The sequence below is a fragment of the Frankia sp. RB5 genome, assembly GCF_059816245.1.
Genome location: NZ_JCBATA010000007.1, coordinates 47,963 through 66,966, shown reverse-complemented (window position 1 = coordinate 66,966; position 19,004 = coordinate 47,963). Strand labels below are relative to the sequence as shown.

At 73.5% G+C, this 19,004-nt stretch carries 17 protein-coding genes and 1 tRNA gene; 16 read left to right on the top strand and 2 right to left on the bottom strand.

All coding sequences use genetic code 11. The annotated features are described in order from the left end of the window. Positions 1-49: 49 nt before the first annotated feature. Positions 50-481 carry an SsgA family sporulation/cell division regulator gene (locus AC6EXY_RS05325; RefSeq protein WP_009739629.1) on the bottom strand — a complete coding sequence of 144 codons (432 nt, stop codon included), beginning with the start codon at positions 479-481 and terminating at the stop codon, positions 50-52. Positions 482-933: 452 nt separating this feature from the next. On the opposite strand from AC6EXY_RS05325, the gene AC6EXY_RS05320 reads away from it, so the two are divergent. Further along, positions 934-1,005 (top strand) — tRNA-Val (locus AC6EXY_RS05320). Between the two features lie 1,434 nt (positions 1,006-2,439). Next, positions 2,440-3,045, top strand: a complete 606-nt coding sequence (locus AC6EXY_RS05315; protein WP_423748151.1) for an HIT family protein — start codon at positions 2,440-2,442, stop codon at positions 3,043-3,045. A 44-nt stretch (positions 3,046-3,089) separates the two neighbouring features. Here AC6EXY_RS05315 and AC6EXY_RS05310 read toward each other — a convergent pair whose 3' ends face one another. After that, positions 3,090-5,264, bottom strand: coding sequence for an elongation factor G-like protein EF-G2 (locus tag AC6EXY_RS05310; RefSeq protein ID WP_101834227.1), 2,175 nt, complete (start codon positions 5,262-5,264; stop codon positions 3,090-3,092). Between the two features lie 166 nt (positions 5,265-5,430). Between AC6EXY_RS05310 and pgsA the strand changes: the two genes are divergently transcribed. From pgsA to AC6EXY_RS05240, 14 genes are all read left to right on the top strand, one after another. Continuing rightward, the gene (gene pgsA, locus AC6EXY_RS05305; RefSeq protein WP_243407966.1) at positions 5,431-6,186 is read left to right on the top strand and encodes a phosphatidylinositol phosphate synthase; all 756 of its coding nucleotides are present in this window, start codon (positions 5,431-5,433) and stop codon (positions 6,184-6,186) included. A gap of 78 nt (positions 6,187-6,264) precedes the next feature. Further along, positions 6,265-7,152: a phosphatidylinositol mannoside acyltransferase gene (locus AC6EXY_RS05300; protein ID WP_243407967.1), complete on the top strand. Its 888-nt coding sequence runs from the start codon at positions 6,265-6,267 to the stop codon at positions 7,150-7,152. A 40-nt stretch (positions 7,153-7,192) separates the two neighbouring features. After that, complete coding sequence (locus AC6EXY_RS05295) at positions 7,193-8,320, top strand: glycosyltransferase family 4 protein (protein ID WP_101834233.1); 1,128 nt, start codon at positions 7,193-7,195, stop codon at positions 8,318-8,320. A 72-nt stretch (positions 8,321-8,392) separates the two neighbouring features. Then, the gene (locus AC6EXY_RS05290; protein WP_499816696.1) at positions 8,393-9,004 is read left to right on the top strand and encodes a hypothetical protein; all 612 of its coding nucleotides are present in this window, start codon (positions 8,393-8,395) and stop codon (positions 9,002-9,004) included. A 209-nt stretch (positions 9,005-9,213) separates the two neighbouring features. Continuing rightward, positions 9,214-10,164, top strand: coding sequence for a pyridoxal 5'-phosphate synthase lyase subunit PdxS (pdxS, locus tag AC6EXY_RS05285; RefSeq protein ID WP_499816697.1), 951 nt, complete (start codon positions 9,214-9,216; stop codon positions 10,162-10,164). After that, positions 10,161-10,760 (top strand): pyridoxal 5'-phosphate synthase glutaminase subunit PdxT, encoded by a 600-nt coding sequence (pdxT, locus tag AC6EXY_RS05280; protein ID WP_101834236.1) that lies wholly within the window; start codon positions 10,161-10,163, stop codon positions 10,758-10,760. The genes pdxS and pdxT overlap by 4 nt, the downstream gene beginning before the upstream one ends. Positions 10,761-10,782: 22 nt before the next feature. Next, positions 10,783-11,538 carry a YebC/PmpR family DNA-binding transcriptional regulator gene (locus AC6EXY_RS05275; protein ID WP_101834238.1) on the top strand — a complete coding sequence of 252 codons (756 nt, stop codon included), beginning with the start codon at positions 10,783-10,785 and terminating at the stop codon, positions 11,536-11,538. 143 nt (positions 11,539-11,681) lie between these two features. Further along, the gene (ruvC, locus tag AC6EXY_RS05270) at positions 11,682-12,263 is read left to right on the top strand and encodes a crossover junction endodeoxyribonuclease RuvC (RefSeq protein WP_243407969.1); all 582 of its coding nucleotides are present in this window, start codon (positions 11,682-11,684) and stop codon (positions 12,261-12,263) included. Then, positions 12,260-13,015 (top strand): Holliday junction branch migration protein RuvA, encoded by a 756-nt coding sequence (ruvA, locus tag AC6EXY_RS05265; RefSeq protein WP_101834241.1) that lies wholly within the window; start codon positions 12,260-12,262, stop codon positions 13,013-13,015. The genes ruvC and ruvA overlap by 4 nt, the downstream gene beginning before the upstream one ends. A 37-nt stretch (positions 13,016-13,052) precedes the next feature. After that, positions 13,053-14,126: a Holliday junction branch migration DNA helicase RuvB gene (gene ruvB, locus AC6EXY_RS05260; RefSeq protein ID WP_101834243.1), complete on the top strand. Its 1,074-nt coding sequence runs from the start codon at positions 13,053-13,055 to the stop codon at positions 14,124-14,126. Between the two features lie 323 nt (positions 14,127-14,449). Then, a complete protein-coding gene (gene yajC / locus AC6EXY_RS05255) occupies positions 14,450-14,983 on the top strand; it encodes a preprotein translocase subunit YajC (protein WP_101834245.1) in 534 nt (177 codons plus the stop codon). Between the two features lie 148 nt (positions 14,984-15,131). Beyond that, positions 15,132-17,045 carry a protein translocase subunit SecD gene (secD, locus tag AC6EXY_RS05250; RefSeq protein ID WP_101834247.1) on the top strand — a complete coding sequence of 638 codons (1,914 nt, stop codon included), beginning with the start codon at positions 15,132-15,134 and terminating at the stop codon, positions 17,043-17,045. A gap of 3 nt (positions 17,046-17,048) precedes the next feature. After that, complete coding sequence (gene secF, locus AC6EXY_RS05245; RefSeq protein WP_101834249.1) at positions 17,049-18,284, top strand: protein translocase subunit SecF; 1,236 nt, start codon at positions 17,049-17,051, stop codon at positions 18,282-18,284. A gap of 89 nt (positions 18,285-18,373) precedes the next feature. Beyond that, the gene (locus tag AC6EXY_RS05240) at positions 18,374-18,943 is read left to right on the top strand and encodes an adenine phosphoribosyltransferase (RefSeq protein WP_101834251.1); all 570 of its coding nucleotides are present in this window, start codon (positions 18,374-18,376) and stop codon (positions 18,941-18,943) included. The last annotated feature ends 61 nt before the right edge of the window (positions 18,944-19,004 follow it).

Sequence of the window (19,004 nt, the reverse complement as noted above, 5' to 3'; positions counted from 1 at the left end):
GCCCGCACCGGCTCGCCGGGATCGGGCAGTGCTCCCGGCCCCGGTGAGATCACCGCTCGGGACCGCCCCAGATCAACAGGGCGAGCTCCGCGTCAAGATCGATGATGTCGCTCTCACCACCGAGCGGGACCGCGGAGTAGGTGCGCCGCAGGAAGGCCAGGACCTCGGAGCGCGGCATCTCGAACAGCGCGTGCCCCGACGGGCTCGACAGCGACAGGCAGACGATCCGCCCGCCGGACTGGGCGGCCGGCCAGACCTGAACATCGCCATCGCCGGCCGGGCGGCGCACGCCGTCGCTCAGCAGCTGTCGCGCGAAGGTCCACTCGACGACCTCGTCCGCCCCCGTACGGAACCCGATGCTGATGGCGTAGGGGTCGGCCGGCTCGTACCGGACCGTCGCGGCGACCGGCACGGGCGCGCCGCCGGGGACGACGAGGCGAAGGGCAAGTTCGGCGGTGATCGAATCGTGACGAATAGTCATCGGGCGGCCTCTCATGGTGCGTGGTGCGGGCGAGCACCCGTGTAACGGGATAGTTCCCTCTCCGAGTCCCGTTGGAAACAAGATTATGCCAAGACAACATCCGTTACGGCGGCTTGGGCGAGTTGCCCGGCCCGGAAGGGTGAACCTTTCCCGGGTAGAGCGCGAAACGGTTGCACTACGGACAGCTCTCCACCGCTGGGCGGAAGAGTGATTACTGTGCGTAGCGTCCGAGCGTCCCCCCGAGAGCTGGGCCAACCTGCCGAGGCCGTGCCACCTTGAGCCTTCCCCGTCCGGGTGGTTCTCAACCTTGGCCAGTCATGGCGAACCCGGCGCAGTCCGCCCACCGGGCGGGACGGCAGACATCGCCGCATCCGTCCGCCGAGACCCCCCTGCGGGCCGATGTACGCGGCCGTGTAAGGTGGTGTCACCACCCGCGAGGGCCGGTGACGCAGGGGCGTATAGCTCAGGGGTAGAGCGCTGCCTTCACACGGCAGAGGTCCGTGGTTCGAAACCACGTACGCCCACACGATCTGACTCTTCATGCTGCGGTCCCGCTGTCGGCGAGAGGCCTTGCCGGGGAGCCCGCGCGATGCGCCGACTCTGTGCAGCGGCCCCTCGGAATCCCCGGATACGCCGAGGTGAGGTGGGTTGGGGGAGGTCGGGGGCGTGGGTGGGTCCTGCGGTCCGGAGGCCTGGGTGAGGGTCAGGCAGGCCGTCCTTGGTTCATGGTTGCTCCTCCGGCGGATCGGCGCGACTGATCTGCCGCGGATTCCCCTTTGGTGGCGGTCGGCGCAGTCCTGACCTGTGGCCTGGCAGGTGGGGCCGGGGTGGGGTGTACGGCGCGCTCGGACCCGGGCGGCGGTCGGAACCCGGGCGGCGGTCGCCAGCGTGGCCTGCATATATAGCGCGATTCGGACAGATCTGCCAGCCGTCGGCCGGCCGCGAGGCTGGGGGAGAGGTGGCCCGCACCCCCACTTTGGTGCCATGGCGGTGGGGGCGTTCGTCGGCGGGCGCGCGGACGGGGCTCCCGCGCGATCGCGGGAGCCGGCCGCTCGGTGGTCACGAGGTGTGACGGCCGGCGGGTCGGCGGCGAGGCCCGCGGGCGCCACGGAGGGCGATGGCGCGGTCGGTCGGCGGGTGTCGGAATCGGCGCGGGACTGTCGGGGAACCTTCAGGTGGTCCGGGTCCGGACGATCGGCGGGACCCGGACCGCCCGGGCCGGCGCGCCGGACGCCGGCAGTGGCCTTCTCCGATGGGGCGACTGATGTTTCTCGCGGGTGTCGCCCGGGAGGGTCGTGATGGTCGCGGCGTCGAGCCGTCGTTATTGCGGCGAGCGTTGCGGCGGCGGTTGGCCCGTCGTGGATCGGCATCGTCGTGCGCCCCGCTCTTTCGGTGAGGTGGTTGGTGGGTCCGTGGGTTCACGCGGCACCCGCCGGGTGTCGGGTCCGGTTATTTCCGGGTGGCATGAGGGACGCCCTGTACAGATCGGCTCGCCGCTCGCTAAGCTGATCGTGCAGGGCGTTACGGTCCGGGCAGTTCAACGGCGCAACAGTCCAGCGGTGATGCGATCCGGCGCGCGGTCGGCCATTGTGGCCGACCAATGTGCTGGCACGGCCGCCGGGGCGCCGTGGTTCACGAACCCCGAGATAACCGAACACGCCATGTGGGGAGACTGGCGGCGACCCCCCCACGCCGTCAGTCTCCCCCTTCGTCTTCCTCCACGCACCCGCGCGGCCGGCCCGCCGCCCGCCGTCGCGGGCCGGCCCGTCAGCCCACATCCTGATAAATTGGCGGGACGGTGACCACCCTTCGAGGGGGATCGTTCGACGGGGCGGCGGGCGCGCTGCCGGTGCGGAGGTGGCGCGGGTGGCGCGAGCTGGGCAGTTCCGGGTCGCGGCCGCGGCGGCCGTCGCCGCTGGCACCCTGACCGACGTCGGTGCCGCCGAGGCGGCGCGGCGGTGAGCGCCGAGGTGTCACCAAGCGCGGAGGACTCACCCGCGGTCGAGGTCTCGCCGGGCGGAGTATCCCTGGAGGAGCAGGCCGGCGTCGGCGGCCCGGACTCGTTCCAACGCCTCTACACGCCGCACCGGCTGGCCTACGTCAAGGGCGAAGGACGCGGCCGGGACGACGAGTGCCCCTTCTGCTCCATTGTCGGGATGTCCGACGAGGACGGCCTCGTGGTAGCCCGTGGGAAAGCCGTCTACGCGGTCCTCAACCTCTATCCCTACAATGCCGGCCATCTCCTCGTCGTGCCCTATCGCCATGTCGCCGACTACGCGGACCTGGAAGCCGGGGAAATCGTCGAAATGGCCTTCTTCGTGCGGCGCGCTCTGCGTGTCCTGCGTGCGGCCAGCGGCGCCCACGGTTTCAACACCGGTATGAACCTCGGCCACGTCGCGGGCGCCGGGATCGCCTCCCACGTGCACCAGCACGTCGTTCCCCGCTGGGGTGGCGACACGAACTTCATGCCCGTGGTCGGCGTGACCCGGGTGCTGCCCGCGCTGCTCGGGCAGACCCGCCAGCTGCTCGCCGAGGCCTGGGCCGACACCGCTCCCGACGAGTAGCCGACCCGGCCACCGGCTGGTCGGGCGGCCGGGACCCCGGATGGTCAGGCGGGCAGCGCGTCGGCGAGCTGGCGGGGCATCGGCTCGTAGCCGTGCGGCTCGCGGTGGAAGCTGCCGGTGCCGCGGCTCAGCGCGCGCAGCTCCAGGACATAGCGGGACATCTCGCTCTCCGGCACCTCGGCGTGCACGACGGTGCGCGCCATCGCGCCCGAGCCACCGCCGCCGTTGCCGAGGCCGCCGGCGGCGGCCTGCGCAACCGGCGCGGGCTCCAGCCCGACGACCCGGCCGCGGCGGGTCGACAGGTCGCCCATCACCGCGCCGACGTACTCGTCCGGAACACACACGTCGACGGCCAGCACCGGTTCGAGCACGACCACACCGCCGGCGCGCAGCGCGTCGCGCAACGCCAGGCCGCCGGCGATCTGGAAGGCGACATCCGACGAGTCGACGCTGTGCGCCTTGCCGTCGACCAGCCGCACTCGCAGGTCGGTGAGGGGGTGACCGGCCCGGACGCCCTGGGCCATCTGCGCCCGGATGCCCTTCTCCACCGACGGGATGAACGCGCGCGGGATCGCCCCGCCGACGACCTCGTCGACGAACTCGAACCCGCCGCCCGGCGGCAGCGGCTCCACCTCGATCTGGCAGACGGCGTACTGGCCGTGCCCGCCCGACTGCTTGACCTGGCGGCCCAGGCCGCGGGCCGGGCCGCGCAGCGTCTCCCGCAGCGGGACGACGGTGGGAACCCGGTCCACGGCGGCGCCGTACCGGTTCGCGAGCCGGTCGAGCACCGCCTCGGCGTGCGCCTCACCCATGCTCCACAGGACGAGCTGGGCGGTCTGCGGGTCCTGCGCGACGCGCAGGGTGGGGTCCTCGACCGCGAGCCGGGCCAGCGCCGTGGACAGGCGGTCCTCGTCGGCGTGGCCATGCGCGCGGATGGCCACCGGCAGCAGCGGCTCGGGCATGGTCCACGCGGGCAGGTGGCACGGGTCGTCCAGGCTGGACAGGGTGTCGCCGGTCTCCGCGGTGCCGAGCTTCGTCACCACGCAGATGCCGCCGGCCGGGCAGTCCGTCACGCTGTGCAGGGACGCGCCGTGGGGGCGCGACAGCGCGCCGACCCGCTCGGTGTCCTCGTGGTCGGCGTGCCCGACCGCGACCCGGCCGTGCCCGCTGACCTTGACCAGGTCGTCCGGTCGCAGCGTCCCGCTGAAGACCCGCACGACGGACATCCGCCCGACGTAGGGGTCGGTGGTCGTGCGCACGACCTCGGCGACGAGCCCTCCGTCGGGGTCGCCGGTGGCGGGCGCGCGCACCGAGCCGTCCGGGCGGGTCAGCGTCGGGAGGGGATGTTCCGCGGGGGCGGGGAAGCCGCGGGCGATCAGATCGAGCAGTTCCCGGGAGCCGAAGCCGCCGGCGCCCGCCGCGCCGCGGCCGGCCGCAGGCAGCTGGCCGACCGGCAGCACCGGGAAGAACGTGCCGCGGGCCACGGCCTTCTCCAGGTCGGCCAGCAGCCGGTCGGGGTCCGGGTCCGCCCCGGACAGGTAGTCGTCGAGCAGGATCTCGTCCTCGCTCTCGGCGATGATGCCCTCGACGAGGGCGGCCCGCCCCGGGGCGCGGCGCGCCTCGTCCGCCGTCCGGTCGAGCTCATGGCGGCCGGTCGGGCCGTACTCGACGATGCGGCCGGTCAGCAGGCCGGTCAGCCGGATCCGGCCGTCGCTCGAGCGGGTGGGCAGCCAGGCGGGCACCACACCGGGCCCGAACGCGTCCCGGCAGGCGCGCAGCGCGGCGGTGAAATCGCCGCGGACGTGGTCGAGATGGGTGATCGCGAGGGCGCGGGGCATGCCGACCTCGGCGCACTCCGCCCACAGCATGCCGGTCGCGCCGTCCACGCCGTCGACGGCGCTGACGACGAACAGCGCGGCGTCGGCGGCCCGCAGGCCCGCGCGTAGCTCACCGACGAAGTCGGGATGCCCGGGGGTGTCGAGCAGGTTGACGGTGAGCCCGTCGTGGCTGACCGAGCACAGGGTGAGGCCGGTCGAGCGGGTCGGGCGGTGCTCGGGTTCGGCGTGCCCGACGTAGCTGGTGGGTGCCGGCTGATGGTCGTCGTTCTGGCGCTCCGGGGGTCCGGCGGTGGCCAGCAGCCGGTCCACCAGCGCCGTCTTGCCGGCGCCGGTGTGCCCCACCAGAACGACGTTGCGTACTTCACACGCGCGTGTCGACATCCCGCCTCCTAGATCGACAGTTCTCCTCCCGTCCGTATCGGCAGGGTCCTCCCCTGTGACGTGGAGCACAAGCCCGTGGGGGAGCGTGGTCGGGAATGCACCGATCGTGGCGGCGGTACTGTGAAGACCGCCCGAAGCCGGGCACACGCGGGACGACGGGACGGACATGCTCGCTAGCAAGGCACGACCGCAGATCCAGAAGGTGCTCGACCCGGTGAGCCAGTGGGCCGCCCGGTCGTCGGTGTCGCCGGACGTGGTGACGATCATCGGCACCGTGGGGGTCGCCGGGGCCGCGCTGGGCTTCTTCACCCGGGGGGTGTTCTTCCTCGGTACGGTCGTGATCACCCTGTTCGTCTTCTCCGACCTGATCGACGGGGTGATCGCCCGGGCTCGGGGCATCTCGTCGAAGTGGGGCGCGTTCCTCGACTCCACCTCGGACCGGGTCGGCGACAGCGCGATCTTCGGCTCCCTGGTGATCTGGTATGCGGGCGACGGCGACTCGATACCCCTGGTGGTCGCGGCGCTGATCTGCCTGGTGGCGGGCTCGATCACGTCGTACGTCAAGGCGCGCGCCGAGGGGCTCGGGTTCAGCTGCAACGTCGGGTTCGCCGAACGCGGGGAGCGGCTGCTCATCCTGCTGGTCGCCGCCGGGCTGTACGGCCTGGGTGTGCCGTACCTGCTGCCCGCCGCGCTGTGGTTCCTCGTCGGTGCCACGACGCTGACGGTGGTGCAGCGGGTCGTGCACGTGTACCGGCAGTGGTACCGGGCCGGTGATCCGCCGGCCTCGACGGCGGCGCCGACGGTGCCGCCGGGCTCGGTCGTCCCGCCGGGCACGCCCATTCCGCCGGGTTCGCCGCTGCCGCCCGGCTCGGCGTTCGTCGCCGGTGACCCCGCGGCGGCCGCCTCCAGCCGTGCGCTGTGAGGCGCGTGCCGGCGAGCCCGCCGGCGCCGCCCACCGGCCCGCCGGTCGGGTGAGGCGCGGCCCCTCGTCGCGATGGCCGTGACCGCGGGGCGCCTCGTCCGTGGGCGGCCGCGCGCGGCGGACCTGACCGACCTCGCCTACGCCGCGGGGTGGCGGGGCGTGCGGGCGCTGCCCGAGCCGCTGGCCGCCGCGGCGTTCCGACTCGGCGCCGACCTGGCGCTGCGTCGCGACGGGCGCGGGGTGCGCCGGCTGCGTGCGAACCTGGCCCGGGTCGCCCCCGCCGGCACCGACCTCGACCGGCTGACCCGGGCGGCCATGCGCTCCTACGCACGGTACTGGCTGGAGGTCTTCCGCCTGCGCGAGCTGGGCGAGGATCGGATCGTCGGGCGCATGCGCCTGCTCGACGAGCACCTGTTGCGCCAGTCCCACGCCCGCGGCGGGGGAACGATCCTCGCCCTGCCGCACATGGGGAACTGGGAACAGGCCGGTGCGTGGCTGGCGGCGACCGGCATTCCGTTCACGACGGTCGCCGAGCGGCTGCGCCCGGAGTCGCTGTTCGAGCGGTTCGTCGCGTTTCGCACCGCGCTCGGGATGGAGGTCATCCCGCTGACCGGCGGTGAGAGCCCGCCGTTCGACCTGCTGCGCGAGCGGCTGCGGGGCGGGGGGACGCTGTGTCTGCTCGCGGATCGGGACCTGTCCCGGTCCGGGGTGCCCGTCGAGTTTTTCGGCGCCACCGCGCGGATGCCCGGCGGCCCGGCCGCGCTGGCGCTCGCCACCGGGGCGACCCTGCTGCCCGTCACACTGTGGTTCGACCGCGACGGCTGGAGCGGGCGGATCCATCCGGCCGTGCCGCCCAGCGACGTGGCCACGATGACCCAGAGTCTGGCCGACGCGTTCGCCGCCGGCATCGCCGCGCATCCGGCCGACTGGCACATGCTCCAGCGCGTCTGGCGTGACGATCCATGAGCCACCAGGGCCGCGGCGGTGGCCGGGCGTCGGTGGCCCCGTGAAGATCGGCCTCGCCTGCCCGTACACCTGGGACGTGCCCGGCGGTGTCCAGGTGCACGTCCGTGACCTCGCCGAGACGCTGATCGCGGCGGGGCACGAGGTGTCCGTCATCACTCCGGTCGACGACGAGCGGACGCTGCCCGCGTACGCGGTCGATGCCGGCCGGGCGCTGCCGGTGCGGTACAACGGTTCGGTCGCCCGGCTGCTGATGGGCCCGGTCTCCGCGGCCCGGGTCCGGCGGTGGTTGCGCGAGCACGACTTCGACGTCCTGCACGCGCACGAGCCCAGCGCCCCCAGCATCGGCCTGCTGGCCTGCATGCTCGCCGACGGGCCGATCGTCGCGACCTTCCACACGGCCAATCCGCGCTCGCGGTTCCTGGTCGCCGCGCAGGGGGCGCTGCAGCCGTCGTTCGAGAAGCTGCGGGCCCGCATCGCCGTGTCCGAGGCGGCCCGGCGCACGCTCGTCGAGCATCTCGGCGCCGACGCGATCCTCATTCCCAACGGTGTTGCCGTCGACGGCTTCGCCGACGCCCAGCCGCTGCCCGGCTACGGCGACGGCCGGCCCACCGTCGTCTTCCTCGGCCGCATCGACGAGCCGCGCAAGGGGCTCGACGTGCTGCTCGCAGCGATGCCGGCGCTGCTGGCCAGGATCCCCGACGCCCGGCTGCTGGTGGCCGGACCCGGGGACGCGGCGGGGCTGCGGGCACGACTCGAACCGGACCTGCGCACCCGCGTCGACCTGGTGGGCCTCGTCTCCGACGCCGACAAGCCGCGGGTGTTCGCCTCCGGGCAGGCGTACTGCGCCCCGAACACCGGCCAGGAGAGCTTCGGCATCGTGCTGCTGGAGGCGATGGCGGCGGGAACGCCGGTGGTCGCCAGCGACATCGACGCGTTCCGGCGGGTGCTGGACGACGGCCGCGCCGGGCGGCTGTTCGACGTCGGCGACCCAGGCCGGCTCGCGGCCGTGCTCGCCGAGGTGCTCACCGACCCGGAGGCGGCCGCCGAGCTGGTGCGTCGTGGGCGTGGCGTCGTCGAGACCTACGACTGGCGCACGATCGCCGAGCGCATCGTCGACATCTACCAGATGGTCTCCGGGGACCGGCAGGTCTCGGTGGCCGCGAGCTGACCGCCCGGGCCGGTGAGCCCTGCGCCGGGACCGGCGCAAGGTCACAATCGGCCGTTGGTTACGCTGCGTGGGATGAGTGTCCTCGTGGTGGTGGTCGCCCTCGTGGTGGCGGTCGCGACCTATCTGACCTGGCTGGCGCTGCGACTGGACCGGCTCGCCGCCCGGGTGGCGGACGCCCGTGGTGGCCTGGTGGCCCAGCTCGTGGCCCGTGCGGCCGCGGCCGGTGATCTTGCCGAGCGCTGCGCGCTCGACGATCTGGCGGCGAGCGCCCGCCGGGCGCGGGCGGTCTACCCGCCGCTGCTCGCCGGCGCCGCCCTCGACGGCGGCGTCGAACTTGTCGAGAACGCGCTGAGCCGGTCCCTGCGCTCGGCGGAGGTCGCGGCCGCCGGCCAGCGGTTCCCGGCCGAGCTGCACGCGGTGGACTCCGGGGCGGCCCGGGTGGCCCTCGCCCGCCAGTTCCACAACGACGCGGTGCGCGACCTGCGGGCCCTGTCCGGTCGTCGCCTGATCCGGGTGCTGCACCTGTCCGGTCGCCGCCCGGCGCCCGGCTACTTCGAGATCGACGACGCGCTGCCAGTGCGCGACGACGCGGCGGCCGCCCACGGCGAGCCCTTCGATCACGGCGAGCCCTTCGATCACGGCGAGCCCTTCGATCACGGCGACCGTCCCGGCCTGGCCTCCTAGCCCGCGCGAGCGTCCCCGCCCGCGCGGGGGCGGATCCGCGCCCGCCCGGTCGGGCCGGGGTGCGCCGTACGATGGGGTACCGACCCACCCGCACGGGAATCACCAGGCCGGGTATTCGTCATGCAGGCTGGCCCGGACAGGGCGGCGCGCCTGCGGGCGGTGCCCTGTCGTCCGTGGAGCCCGACTGGAGCGAAAAGAGACGGCACATCATGTCCGAGGCCCAGACCGCCTCCACCGCCGGCACGGCGGCTGACACCGCCGGGCAGGCCGACTCCGCCCGGCAGGCCGGCACCGCCCGCGTCAAGCGCGGCATGGCGGAGATGCTCAAGGGCGGCGTGATCATGGATGTGGTCAACGCCGAGCAGGCGCGGATCGCCGAGGACGCCGGCGCCGTCGCGGTGATGGCGCTGGAGCGGGTGCCCGCCGACATCCGCGCCCAGGGCGGCGTCGCCCGGATGAGCGATCCCGACATGATCTCCGAGATCATCGGGGCGGTGTCCATCCCGGTCATGGCGAAGGCGCGCATCGGCCACTTCGTCGAGGCCCAGGTGCTGCAGGCGCTGGGCGTCGACTACGTGGACGAGTCAGAGGTGCTCACCCCGGCCGACCCGCACCACCACATCGACAAGTGGTCGTTCACGGTGCCCTTCGTCTGCGGGGCGACCAACCTGGGTGAGGCCCTGCGGCGGATCGCCGAGGGTGCGGCGATGATCCGGTCCAAGGGCGAGGCGGGCACCGGCGAGGTGTCCAACGCGGTCGTGCACATGCGGACCATCCGCGCCGAGATCGGCCGCCTGTCCACGCTGCCGACCGAGGAGCTCTACGCGGCGGCGAAGGAGCTGCGCGCGCCGGTCGAGCTGGTCGCCGAGGTGGCCCGGCTCGGGCGGCTGCCCGTCGTGCTGTTCACCGCCGGCGGCATCGCCACCCCGGCGGACGCGGCGCTGATGATGCAGCTCGGCGCGGACGGCGTGTTCGTCGGCTCCGGCATCTTCAAGTCGGGCGACCCGGCGCGGCGCGCCCGCGCCATCGTCGAGGCCACGACGATGTTCAATGACCCGGACGTCCTGGTGAAGGTCTCGCGCGGGCTCGGCGAGGCGATGGTCGGCATCAACGTCTCCGAGCTGCCGCCGTCGGCGCGCTACGCCGACCGCGGCTGGTGAGCGGTCCGCGGATCGGCATCCTCGCCCTGCAGGGGGACGTGCGCGAGCACGCCCGGGCGCTCACCGACGCCGGGGCTGTCCCGGTGGCGGTGCGCCGGGAGTCGGAGCTCGCCGAGGTGGACGGGCTCGTCCTGCCCGGCGGCGAGTCGACGACGATCGGCCGGCTGCTGCGGGTGTTCGAGCTGCTGGACCCGCTGCGGGCGAAGGTCGCGGCGGGCTTGCCCGTGTTCGGTTCGTGTGCTGGCATGATCCTGCTTGCGCGGGACGTCGTGGACGGCCGGCCGGATCAGCCACTGATCGGCGGGCTCGACATGGTCGTCCGGCGCAACGCCTTCGGCCGGCAGGTCGACTCGTTCGAGGCGGATCTCGACGTCGTCGGCGTGCCGGGACCGCCTGTGCACGCGGTCTTCATCCGGGCACCATGGGTAGAAAAGGCGGGCGGCGCGGTCGAGGTGCTGGCACGTGTCGCCGAAGCGCCGGTGGCGGTCCGCCAGGGATCGCTGCTGGCCACCGCGTTCCATCCCGAGCTGACCGGTGACTTCCGGGTCCATCGGCTTTTCGTCGACGTCGTGCGATCGTCCGGGTTCGGTCGGTGATCGCAGGTAAGAGGGGCAGGACATGAGCGGTCACTCCAAGTGGGCGACCACGAAGCACAAGAAGGCGGTCATCGACGCCCGGCGAGGCAAGCTGTTCGCCAAGCTGATCAAGACGGTCGAGGTGGCCGCCAAGACCGGCGGCGGGGACCCGGCGGGCAACCCGACGCTCGCCGACGCCATCGCCAAGGCGAAGTCGCAGTCGGTGCCGAACGACAACATCGAGCGGGCGGTCAAGCGCGGCTCCGGCGAGCTCGCCGGCGGCGCGACCTACGAGTCGATCACCTACGAGGCCTACGGGCCGAGCGGGGTGGCGATCCTCGTCGAGTGCCTGACCGACAACCGCAACCGCGCGGCCTCCGACGTCCGGGTGGCGATCACCCGCAACGGCGGGACGGTGGCCGACCCCGGTTCGGTGTCGTACCTGTTCAACCGCAAGGGCGTGGTGCTGGTCACCAAGACCGACGGGCTGAGCGAGGACGACGTGCTGCTCGGTGTGCTTGACGCCGGGGCCGAGGAGGTCAACGACCTCGGGGACGCCTTCGAGGTGATCTCCGAGGCGACCGACCTGCACGCCGTGCGGGTCGCGGCCACCGACGCCGGGCTCGAGGTCGGCTCCGCGGACATCTCCTGGCTGCCGAGCGTCAGCGTGTCGCTGGACGCCGAGCCCGCCGCCAAGGTGCTCAAGCTGGTCGAGGCGGTCGAGGATCTCGACGACGTCCAGAACGTCTGGTTCAACGGCGACATCTCCGACGACGTCATGGAGCTCGTCACCAGCTGAGCGGCCGGCGGCCGTCCCGGAGCGATCTGTTGGGCGTGTCGTGGATGTCCGGTTGCGCGGCGCGATCTACCATCGAACGGATGTTCTTGGGGTCGCGATGCTCCCGGGCCGCGAGGTCCTGGGCGGCGGGGTCGGGAGGATGGATGCGGGTGCTGGGCGTCGATCCGGGGCTGACCCGGTGCGGGCTGGGCGTCATCGACGGTGCCCTGGGCATGCGGGCCAGCCTGGTCGAGGTGGGAGTGGTGCGCACACCGGCCGGCGTCGAGGTGCCGGAGCGGCTGCGTGCCATCGCGGACGGCATCGACGCCTGGCTGGACCGCACCCGCCCCGAGGCCGTCGCCGTGGAGAAGGTCTTCAGCCAGGCCAACGTGCGCACGGTCATGGGCACGGCGCAGGCCGGCGCGGTGGCGATCACGCTGGCCGCCCGCCGCGGCCTGCCGGTCGGTCTCTACACCCCCAGCGAGGTCAAGGCGGCGGTCACCGGCAGCGGCCGGGCGGACAAGGCCCAGGTCGGCTTCATGATCAGCAAGCTGCTCGGGCTGAGTGAGGTCCCGCGGCCGGCCGACGCGGCGGACGCGCTGGCGCTGGCTCTGTGCCACCTGTGGCGGGGCCCCGCGCTGGCCCGGATGCGCGCGGCGGCCGGTGGCGGCGCGGCGCCGGGCACCCGTGCGGCTGGCGCGGCGCGCATCCTGCCGGGTGGCGCGGGCAGCGGGGTGGCCGGGTGATCGCGTCGGTGTCCGGCACGGTGGCGGCGCTCGGCCCGCTGTCCGCCGTCGTCGAGGTGGGCGGGGTCGGCCTGCTGATCCAGTGCACCCCCTCGACGCTGGCGGGGCTGCGGGTGGGGGAGCCGGCGGCCCTCGCCACCACCCTCGTCGTGCGCGAGACCGAGCTGACCCTCTACGGGTTCGTCGACGCCGACGCCCGGGACGTCTTCGAGAGCCTGCAGTCCGCCGCCGGGGTGGGGCCCAAGCTCGCTCAGGCCGTCCTCGGCGTGCTCGACCCCGACGCGGTCCGCCGGGCCGTGGCCGAGGAGGACCTGGGCCTGCTCACCCGCGTTCCCGGGATCGGGCGCAAGGGCGCCCAGCGGATCGTGCTGGACCTGCGTGACCGGCTCGGCCCGCCGCGCGGCGGGGCCGTCGTGCCCGGCCCGCGCGGGTCCGCCTCGGCGGCGGCCGCCGTGCCCGGCGCCCCCGCCGGCGTCGGTGACGCGGTGCGGGAGGCGCTGGCCGGTCTCGGCTACTCCGCCCGCGAGGCCGAGGACGCGGTGGGTCGGGCCCTCGCCGCGCTCGCGGCGCCCGCGCCCGAGCAGGGCGGTGCGGGAGCCGCCGGCGGAGATCCCGCGGGTACGGGCGGTCCCGCGGGCACGGGTGCTGCCGTGGGCACTGGCGCCGCCGTGGGCACTGGGAGCGATCCCGGTGGCGCCGCTCCCGACGCCGCGACGCTGCTGAGGGCCGCCTTGGCCGTGCTGCGGCGATGACGGTCCCGTCGGCGCGCCGCCGCGGGGGAGGGCGGGCGTGAGCGAGCAGGGGCTGGTCTCAGCGGCCGCGAACGCGGAGGAGCGGGCGTTCGAGGCCGGGCTGCGGCCGCGCACGCTCGCCGAGTTCGTCGGCCAGCGCAAGGTCCGCGAACAGCTGTCGATCATGCTGGAGGGTGCGAGGGGCCGCGGGCGCCCGCCGGACCACGTGCTGCTCTCCGGCCCGCCGGGCCTCGGCAAGACCAGCCTCGCCATGATCATAGCGCAGGAGCTGGAGGTCCCGCTGCGGATGACCAGCGGCCCGGCGATCGAGCGCGCCGGTGACCTCGTCGCGATCCTGACCGCGCTGTCCCCCGGCGAGGTGTTGTTCCTCGACGAGATCCATCGCATCGCCCGTCCCGCCGAGGAACTGCTCTACTCGGCGATGGAGGACTTCCGCGTCGACGTGATCCTCGGCAAGGGCCCGGGTGCGACGGCGATCCCGCTGGAGGTCGCCCCGTTCACCCTCGTCGGCGCGACGACCCGGTCGGGGCTGCTCACCGGCCCGCTGCGAGACCGCTTCGGCTTCACCGCCCACCTGGACTTCTACGACCCCGACGAGCTGACCCGGGTGCTCACCCGCTCCGCCGGCCTGCTCGGCGTCCCCCTCACCGAGCACGGCGCGGTCGAGGTCGCCGGGCGCTCCCGCGGCACCCCGCGCATCGCCAACCGGCTGCTGCGCCGCGTGCGCGACTACGCCGAGGTGCGTGCCGATGGGGTGGTCACCCGCGAGACCGCCGCCGCGGCCCTGCGCGTCTATGACGTCGACGTTCTGGGCCTCGACCGGCTCGACCGCGCCGTGCTGGAGGCCCTGGTGCGCCGGTTCGGCGGTGGCCCGGTGGGGCTCACCACGCTCGCCGTGTCGGTGGGGGAGGAACCGGAGACGGTGGAGGACGTGGCCGAGCCGTTCCTGCTGCGGGCGGGCCTGCTGATCCGCACCTCCCGCGGCCGGGTGGCCACCCCGGCGGCCTTCACACACCTCGGCGTCGAGCCCGTCGTCGAACCACTCGGGCGCAGCCAGGCCGCGCTGTTCCCGGACGGCGGCCAGTCCGCGCAGGGGGCGGACTTCCCGTAGGTGGGAAGCGGGTGCGGGGACGGCGGCACCGTGTCGCGAACTCCGCGTGTGATGTCCGTGTTGTCGCCGAATTCGCGGCACGGGGGCCGCCGCAACGCCGTCGGAACGTAGCCGCGCCCCGCCGCTCCGACGCGCTTGAAGATCAAATCTCGCGACGCGCCCTGGAAGCCCCCGGGGTGCGGGCGCGTGCGGGTCAGCCGGGCGCGTGCCCGGCCGACGGCGGGCCGACGCGCCGCCACCCCAAACCCGGACAGTGTGGCCCTGCCCACCGGCGGCATCCGGTCGATACGTACGATCGCCGCAACACATCAGGAGGACAGGACGTGCACGGACTCGTAAGCGCGGCGACGGCGGCCAGCAACAACGGCGGCGGATCGATCGGTGGGTTCCTTATCCCGCTGATCCTCGTCCTCGCGGTGGTCTACATCTTCTCGATGCAGCGTCGCCGCACGAAGGCTCAGCAGGAGCAGGTGTCCAAGCTCGCTCCCGGCTCCCTGGTGATCACCACCGCCGGTCTCTACGCCACCGTCGTGGAGCTGGAGGAGGGCGACGTCCTGCTGGAGATCGCCCCCGACGTCGTCTGTCGGTTCACCCGCAGTGCCGTCGCTCGGGTGGTCAGCGCGCCGGACCAGGACGGCCAGGCGCACGGCGACGCCGCCCACGACGGCGACGAGCACGAGACCGACGAGCACGAGACCGACGAGCAGGGGGTTGGCGAGCAGGGGGATGGCGGGGACGAGGCCCCGGGCGCCGGGGCGGAGACCACCGCCGGCGAGTCCGGCAGGGCGGACGGCGCCGACGGCCCTACCCTGCGCAAGGACGTGGACGTGAGCCATCCCCCGCACAAGGAACATTGACCCGACGTGGACCTGTCGTCGCGTCACTGCCGGGGGCTCGGAACGTACCCTCGGTGACATTCGTTCGGGTACGTTGAGCACCGCCGCCGCGGGCAACGGTGAGGCGAACCAGCGCCGGTCTACCGGTGCGTAGGGAAGGGACTCGCACGTGGCACGCCGCTCGGCACGGGTTTCCGCGGGAAGCTCCGCCTGGACCCGGCTGGGGATCCTCACCGGGCTGTTGGCGATCCTCTACGGCCTGATGGCCATCACCGGCAACTGGACCCCCCGTCTCGGTCTCGACCTGCAAGGCGGGACGAGCGTGATCCTCACGCCCAAGGCCATCTCCGGCAGTTCCGTCGACTCGGGCGCGATCAACCAGGCGGTGGACATCATCCGCCAGCGAGTCGACGGGCTCGGTGTCGCGGAGTCCGAGGTCCACCGGACCGGCAACCAGATCGAGATCTCGGTTCCCGGCCGGGGCCGCAACGACGTGGTCGACCTCGTGGGCCAGACCGCCGAGCTGCGGTTCCGGGAGGTCTACCAGACGGCGGCGGCTACTCCCGCCCCGGCGCCGAAGCCGACCACCAGCGCGCCCGCGGCACCGACGCCGGCCGCGGGCGCGACGCCCACCCCCGGGGCCGGCACGAGCACCGGCGCCCCCGCCTCGCCCCGACCGTCGGCCTCGGCCAGCCCGTCGGCCTCCAACCGGCCCGCGGCGCTCGGCGACGGCTCCGGCCTCGTCGCCCAGCCGGTCGCGCTCGCCGCCGCCGGCGGCACCCACACGAGCGCCGCCGGCAGTGTCGTGACGGCCGCCTCGGTCGCGCCGGGGGCCGCCACGTCGTCGTCCCCGGCCGCGTCCGTCGCCCCCGTGGCCTCCACGGCCCCGGCCGCGCCCGCGGCGTCCGCCTCGCCGGCCCCGTCCACGACGGCGGCCGCCGGCGACGCCGGCACGCCGCCGGCCGACGCCGTCGCCCGGTACAACGCTCTGACCTGCGCGGCCTCCGACGTGCGCCAGGCGTCGGTGAGCACCGACCGGCCCACCGACTGGACCGCCGCCTGTGAGCGCAACGGGACGACCAAGTACCTGCTCATGCCCGCGTCCGTGGTCGGTACCGACGTGAAGACGGCCTCCGCCGGCCTGCAGGGTGGCGGCGGGACAACCAACATCAACACCGGCCAGTGGGTCGTCAACGTCGAGTTCACCGGCTCGGGGCAGAGCAAGTTCACCAAGCTGACCGAGCGGACCATCAACAAGCAGGTCGCGATCGTGCTCGACGGCGTGGTGCAGTCCGCGCCGGTGACCAACGAGCGCATCGCCGGATCGGCCCAGATCTCCGGCTCGTTCACGCAGTCCGACGCCGAGGACCTCGCCAACGTGCTGCGCTACGGCGCGCTGCCGCTCGCGTTCGAGCGTTCCCAGGCGGAGTCGATCTCGCCGACCCTGGGCCACGACTCGCTGCACGGCGGCCTGCTCGCCGGGGTCATCGGGCTGCTCCTCGTCGTCGCCTACTCGTTCCTGTACTACCGGGCACTCGGGATCGTGGTGGTGGCCTCGCTCGCGGTCTCCGCGGCGATCATCTACGCCTCGGTGGTGCTGCTCGGGGCCGCGATCGGCTTCACGCTGACGCTCGCCGGCATAGCCGGTCTGATCGTCTCGATCGGTGTCACCGCGGACTCGTTCGTCGTCTACTTCGAACGCATCAAGGACGAGGTGCGGTCCGGGCGGACGGCGCGGGCGTCCGCGGACCGGGCCTGGCCCTCGGCTCGACGCACGATGCTCTCGGCGGACACGGTGTCGTTCCTCGCCGCCGCGGTGCTGTACATCCTGTCGATCGGCTCGGTGCGCGGGTTCGCCTTCACCCTCGGCCTGTCGACGCTGAGTGACGTCCTGATCATGTTCATCTTCACCCGGCCGATGGTGGCGCTGCTGGTGCGGCGCAGGCTGTTCTCCACCAGCCGGTTCTCGGGCCTGAGTCCGACATCCGTCGGCGGGCGGGCCGCCCCCGCGCCGTCGGCCGCGCCCGGCCGGACCCGGCTGGCCAAGCGGCCGTCGCCGGCCGGGCAGAAGCGGGAGAGCTGACAGATGGCACTGCTCGCGCGGATCTACCGCAGCGACTTCCACGCCGACTTCGTCGGCCGCCGGCGGGTCTGGTACACGATGTCCGGCGTCATCATCGCGGTGTGCCTCGTCAGCATGATCTTCCGCGGCTTCTCCCTCGGCATCGAGTTCTCCGGCGGCGCGGTCTTCCAGCTTCCGAGCAACGGCGGCACGGTCGAGCAGGTCGACGAGACGCTGTCCAGCGTCGGGATCGACCCGGCCGACAGCGTCGTCCAGCAGCTGGAGACGTCGAAGCAGTTGCGCGTCCAGACCCGGACGCTGTCCGACCAGCAGACCGAAGCGCTGACGAACGCGCTGGCCAAGAAGTTCTCGGTGGCCAACCCGGATCGTGACATCGCCGTGTCGACGGTCGGCTCGTCGTGGGGCTCGACGATCACCAAAAAGGCGATCCAGGGCCTGGTCGTCTTCCTGATCCTGGTCGTGCTCTACCTGTCGATCAGGTTCGAGTGGAAGATGGCGCTGGCCGCGATGGCGGCACTCATCCACGACCTCGTCGTCACGATGGGCGTGTACTCGCTCGTCGGCTTCGAGGTGACGCCGTCGACGGTGATCGCCGTGCTGACCATTCTCGGCTTCTCGCTGTACGACACGGTGGTGGTGTTCGACCGCGTGCGCGAGAACACGGCGGGGATGGCGACCTCCACCAGGCGTACGTATGGCGAGGCGACGAACGACGCGCTCAACGAGACCCTGGTCCGCTCGCTCAACACCTCGCTGATCGCCCTCATCCCGGTGGCCTCGCTGCTGTTCGTCGGCGCTGGGCTGCTCGGGGCGGGCACACTGAAGGACCTCGCGCTCGCGCAGTTCGTCGGCATCGCCTCCGGTACCTACTCGTCGCTGTTCTTCGCCACGCCGCTGCTCGTCGACCTGCGGCGCCGTGACGAGGACGTGCGGGCCCTCGACGCGCGGGTCCTGCGAGAGCGGGCGCGGCGCGCGCGGACCGCCGCCACGGCGCAGCAGGAGGCTGCGGGGACGGTCCCGGCGACGGCGCCGCACACGGCGGTGGCGGTCGCGGACGGACCGGACGACGTCGACGATCCGCGCGACGGGCCCGGCCAGGGCTCGGGGCGGGAACCCGTGCCGGCCGGGGCGAACCTCGGCGGTGGTGTCCGACGGCCACCGCCGGCGGCCGCGGCCCGACGCGCCGGGGGTCGTAAACCCGGCCGGCGGGGGCGGCCGAGCGGTAAGAAACGTCGGTGAACCGGGCGCATCCCGGGTGCGGCCACGGCCGTTCCGGGCGCCCGGAGGAAGATTCTCCGGACTAGCCCGAAAGTGGGATGAGCAGGACGATGACGAGCATCGGCGAGGCGGCACCCGAGCGGTCCGCCACGAACGACGCGGCCGCCGACGTGTTGCGTGGCCACGTCCGGGACATCCAGGACTGGCCGCAGCCCGGAGTCGTGTTCAAGGACATCACCCCGCTGCTGTCGTCACCCGCCGCGTTCGGCGTGGTGATCGGCGCCTTCGCGGACGTGGCACGGGAGCGGGGCGCGACGACGATCGCGGGGATCGAGGCGCGCGGATTCCTGCTCGCCGCGCCCGTGGCCGACCGGGTCGGCGCCCGCCTGGTGCCGATCCGTAAGAAGGGCAAGCTGCCCGGCCCGACCCGCGGCGCCACCTACGACCTGGAGTACGGGACCGCCACCATCGAGATCCACGCCGACGCGGTGGGCCCGGGGGAGCGGGTGCTGCTGATCGACGACGTGCTCGCGACCGGCGGCACGGCCGCCGCGGCGCACGGCCTGCTCGCCGACGCCGGCGCCGACGTGGTCGGACTCGCCGTCCTCATGGAGCTGTCCTTCCTGGCCGGCCGGGAGCGTCTCGGCGCGGTCGATATCGTCACTCTTCTGACGATTTGATTCACTCTGGGCCTGGGCTGCGGAAGGCGGCCGGACGCGACGGCGTTAGGCTCGTTGTCTA

Coding starts and splice junctions, on each gene's coding strand:
- AC6EXY_RS05325 (WP_009739629.1), bottom strand. CDS start 481: ATGACTATTCGTCACGATTCGATCACCGCCGAACTTGCCCTTCGCCTC.
- AC6EXY_RS05310 (WP_101834227.1), bottom strand. CDS start 5,264: ATGTCGACACGCGCGTGTGAAGTACGCAACGTCGTTCTGGTGGGGCAC.
- pgsA (WP_243407966.1), top strand. CDS start 5,431: ATGCTCGCTAGCAAGGCACGACCGCAGATCCAGAAGGTGCTCGACCCG.
- AC6EXY_RS05290 (WP_499816696.1), top strand. CDS start 8,393: ATGAGTGTCCTCGTGGTGGTGGTCGCCCTCGTGGTGGCGGTCGCGACC.
- pdxS (WP_499816697.1), top strand. CDS start 9,214: ATGTCCGAGGCCCAGACCGCCTCCACCGCCGGCACGGCGGCTGACACC.
- AC6EXY_RS05275 (WP_101834238.1), top strand. CDS start 10,783: ATGAGCGGTCACTCCAAGTGGGCGACCACGAAGCACAAGAAGGCGGTC.
- ruvC (WP_243407969.1), top strand. CDS start 11,682: ATGCGGGTGCTGGGCGTCGATCCGGGGCTGACCCGGTGCGGGCTGGGC.
- secF (WP_101834249.1), top strand. CDS start 17,049: ATGGCACTGCTCGCGCGGATCTACCGCAGCGACTTCCACGCCGACTTC.
- AC6EXY_RS05240 (WP_101834251.1), top strand. CDS start 18,374: ATGACGAGCATCGGCGAGGCGGCACCCGAGCGGTCCGCCACGAACGAC.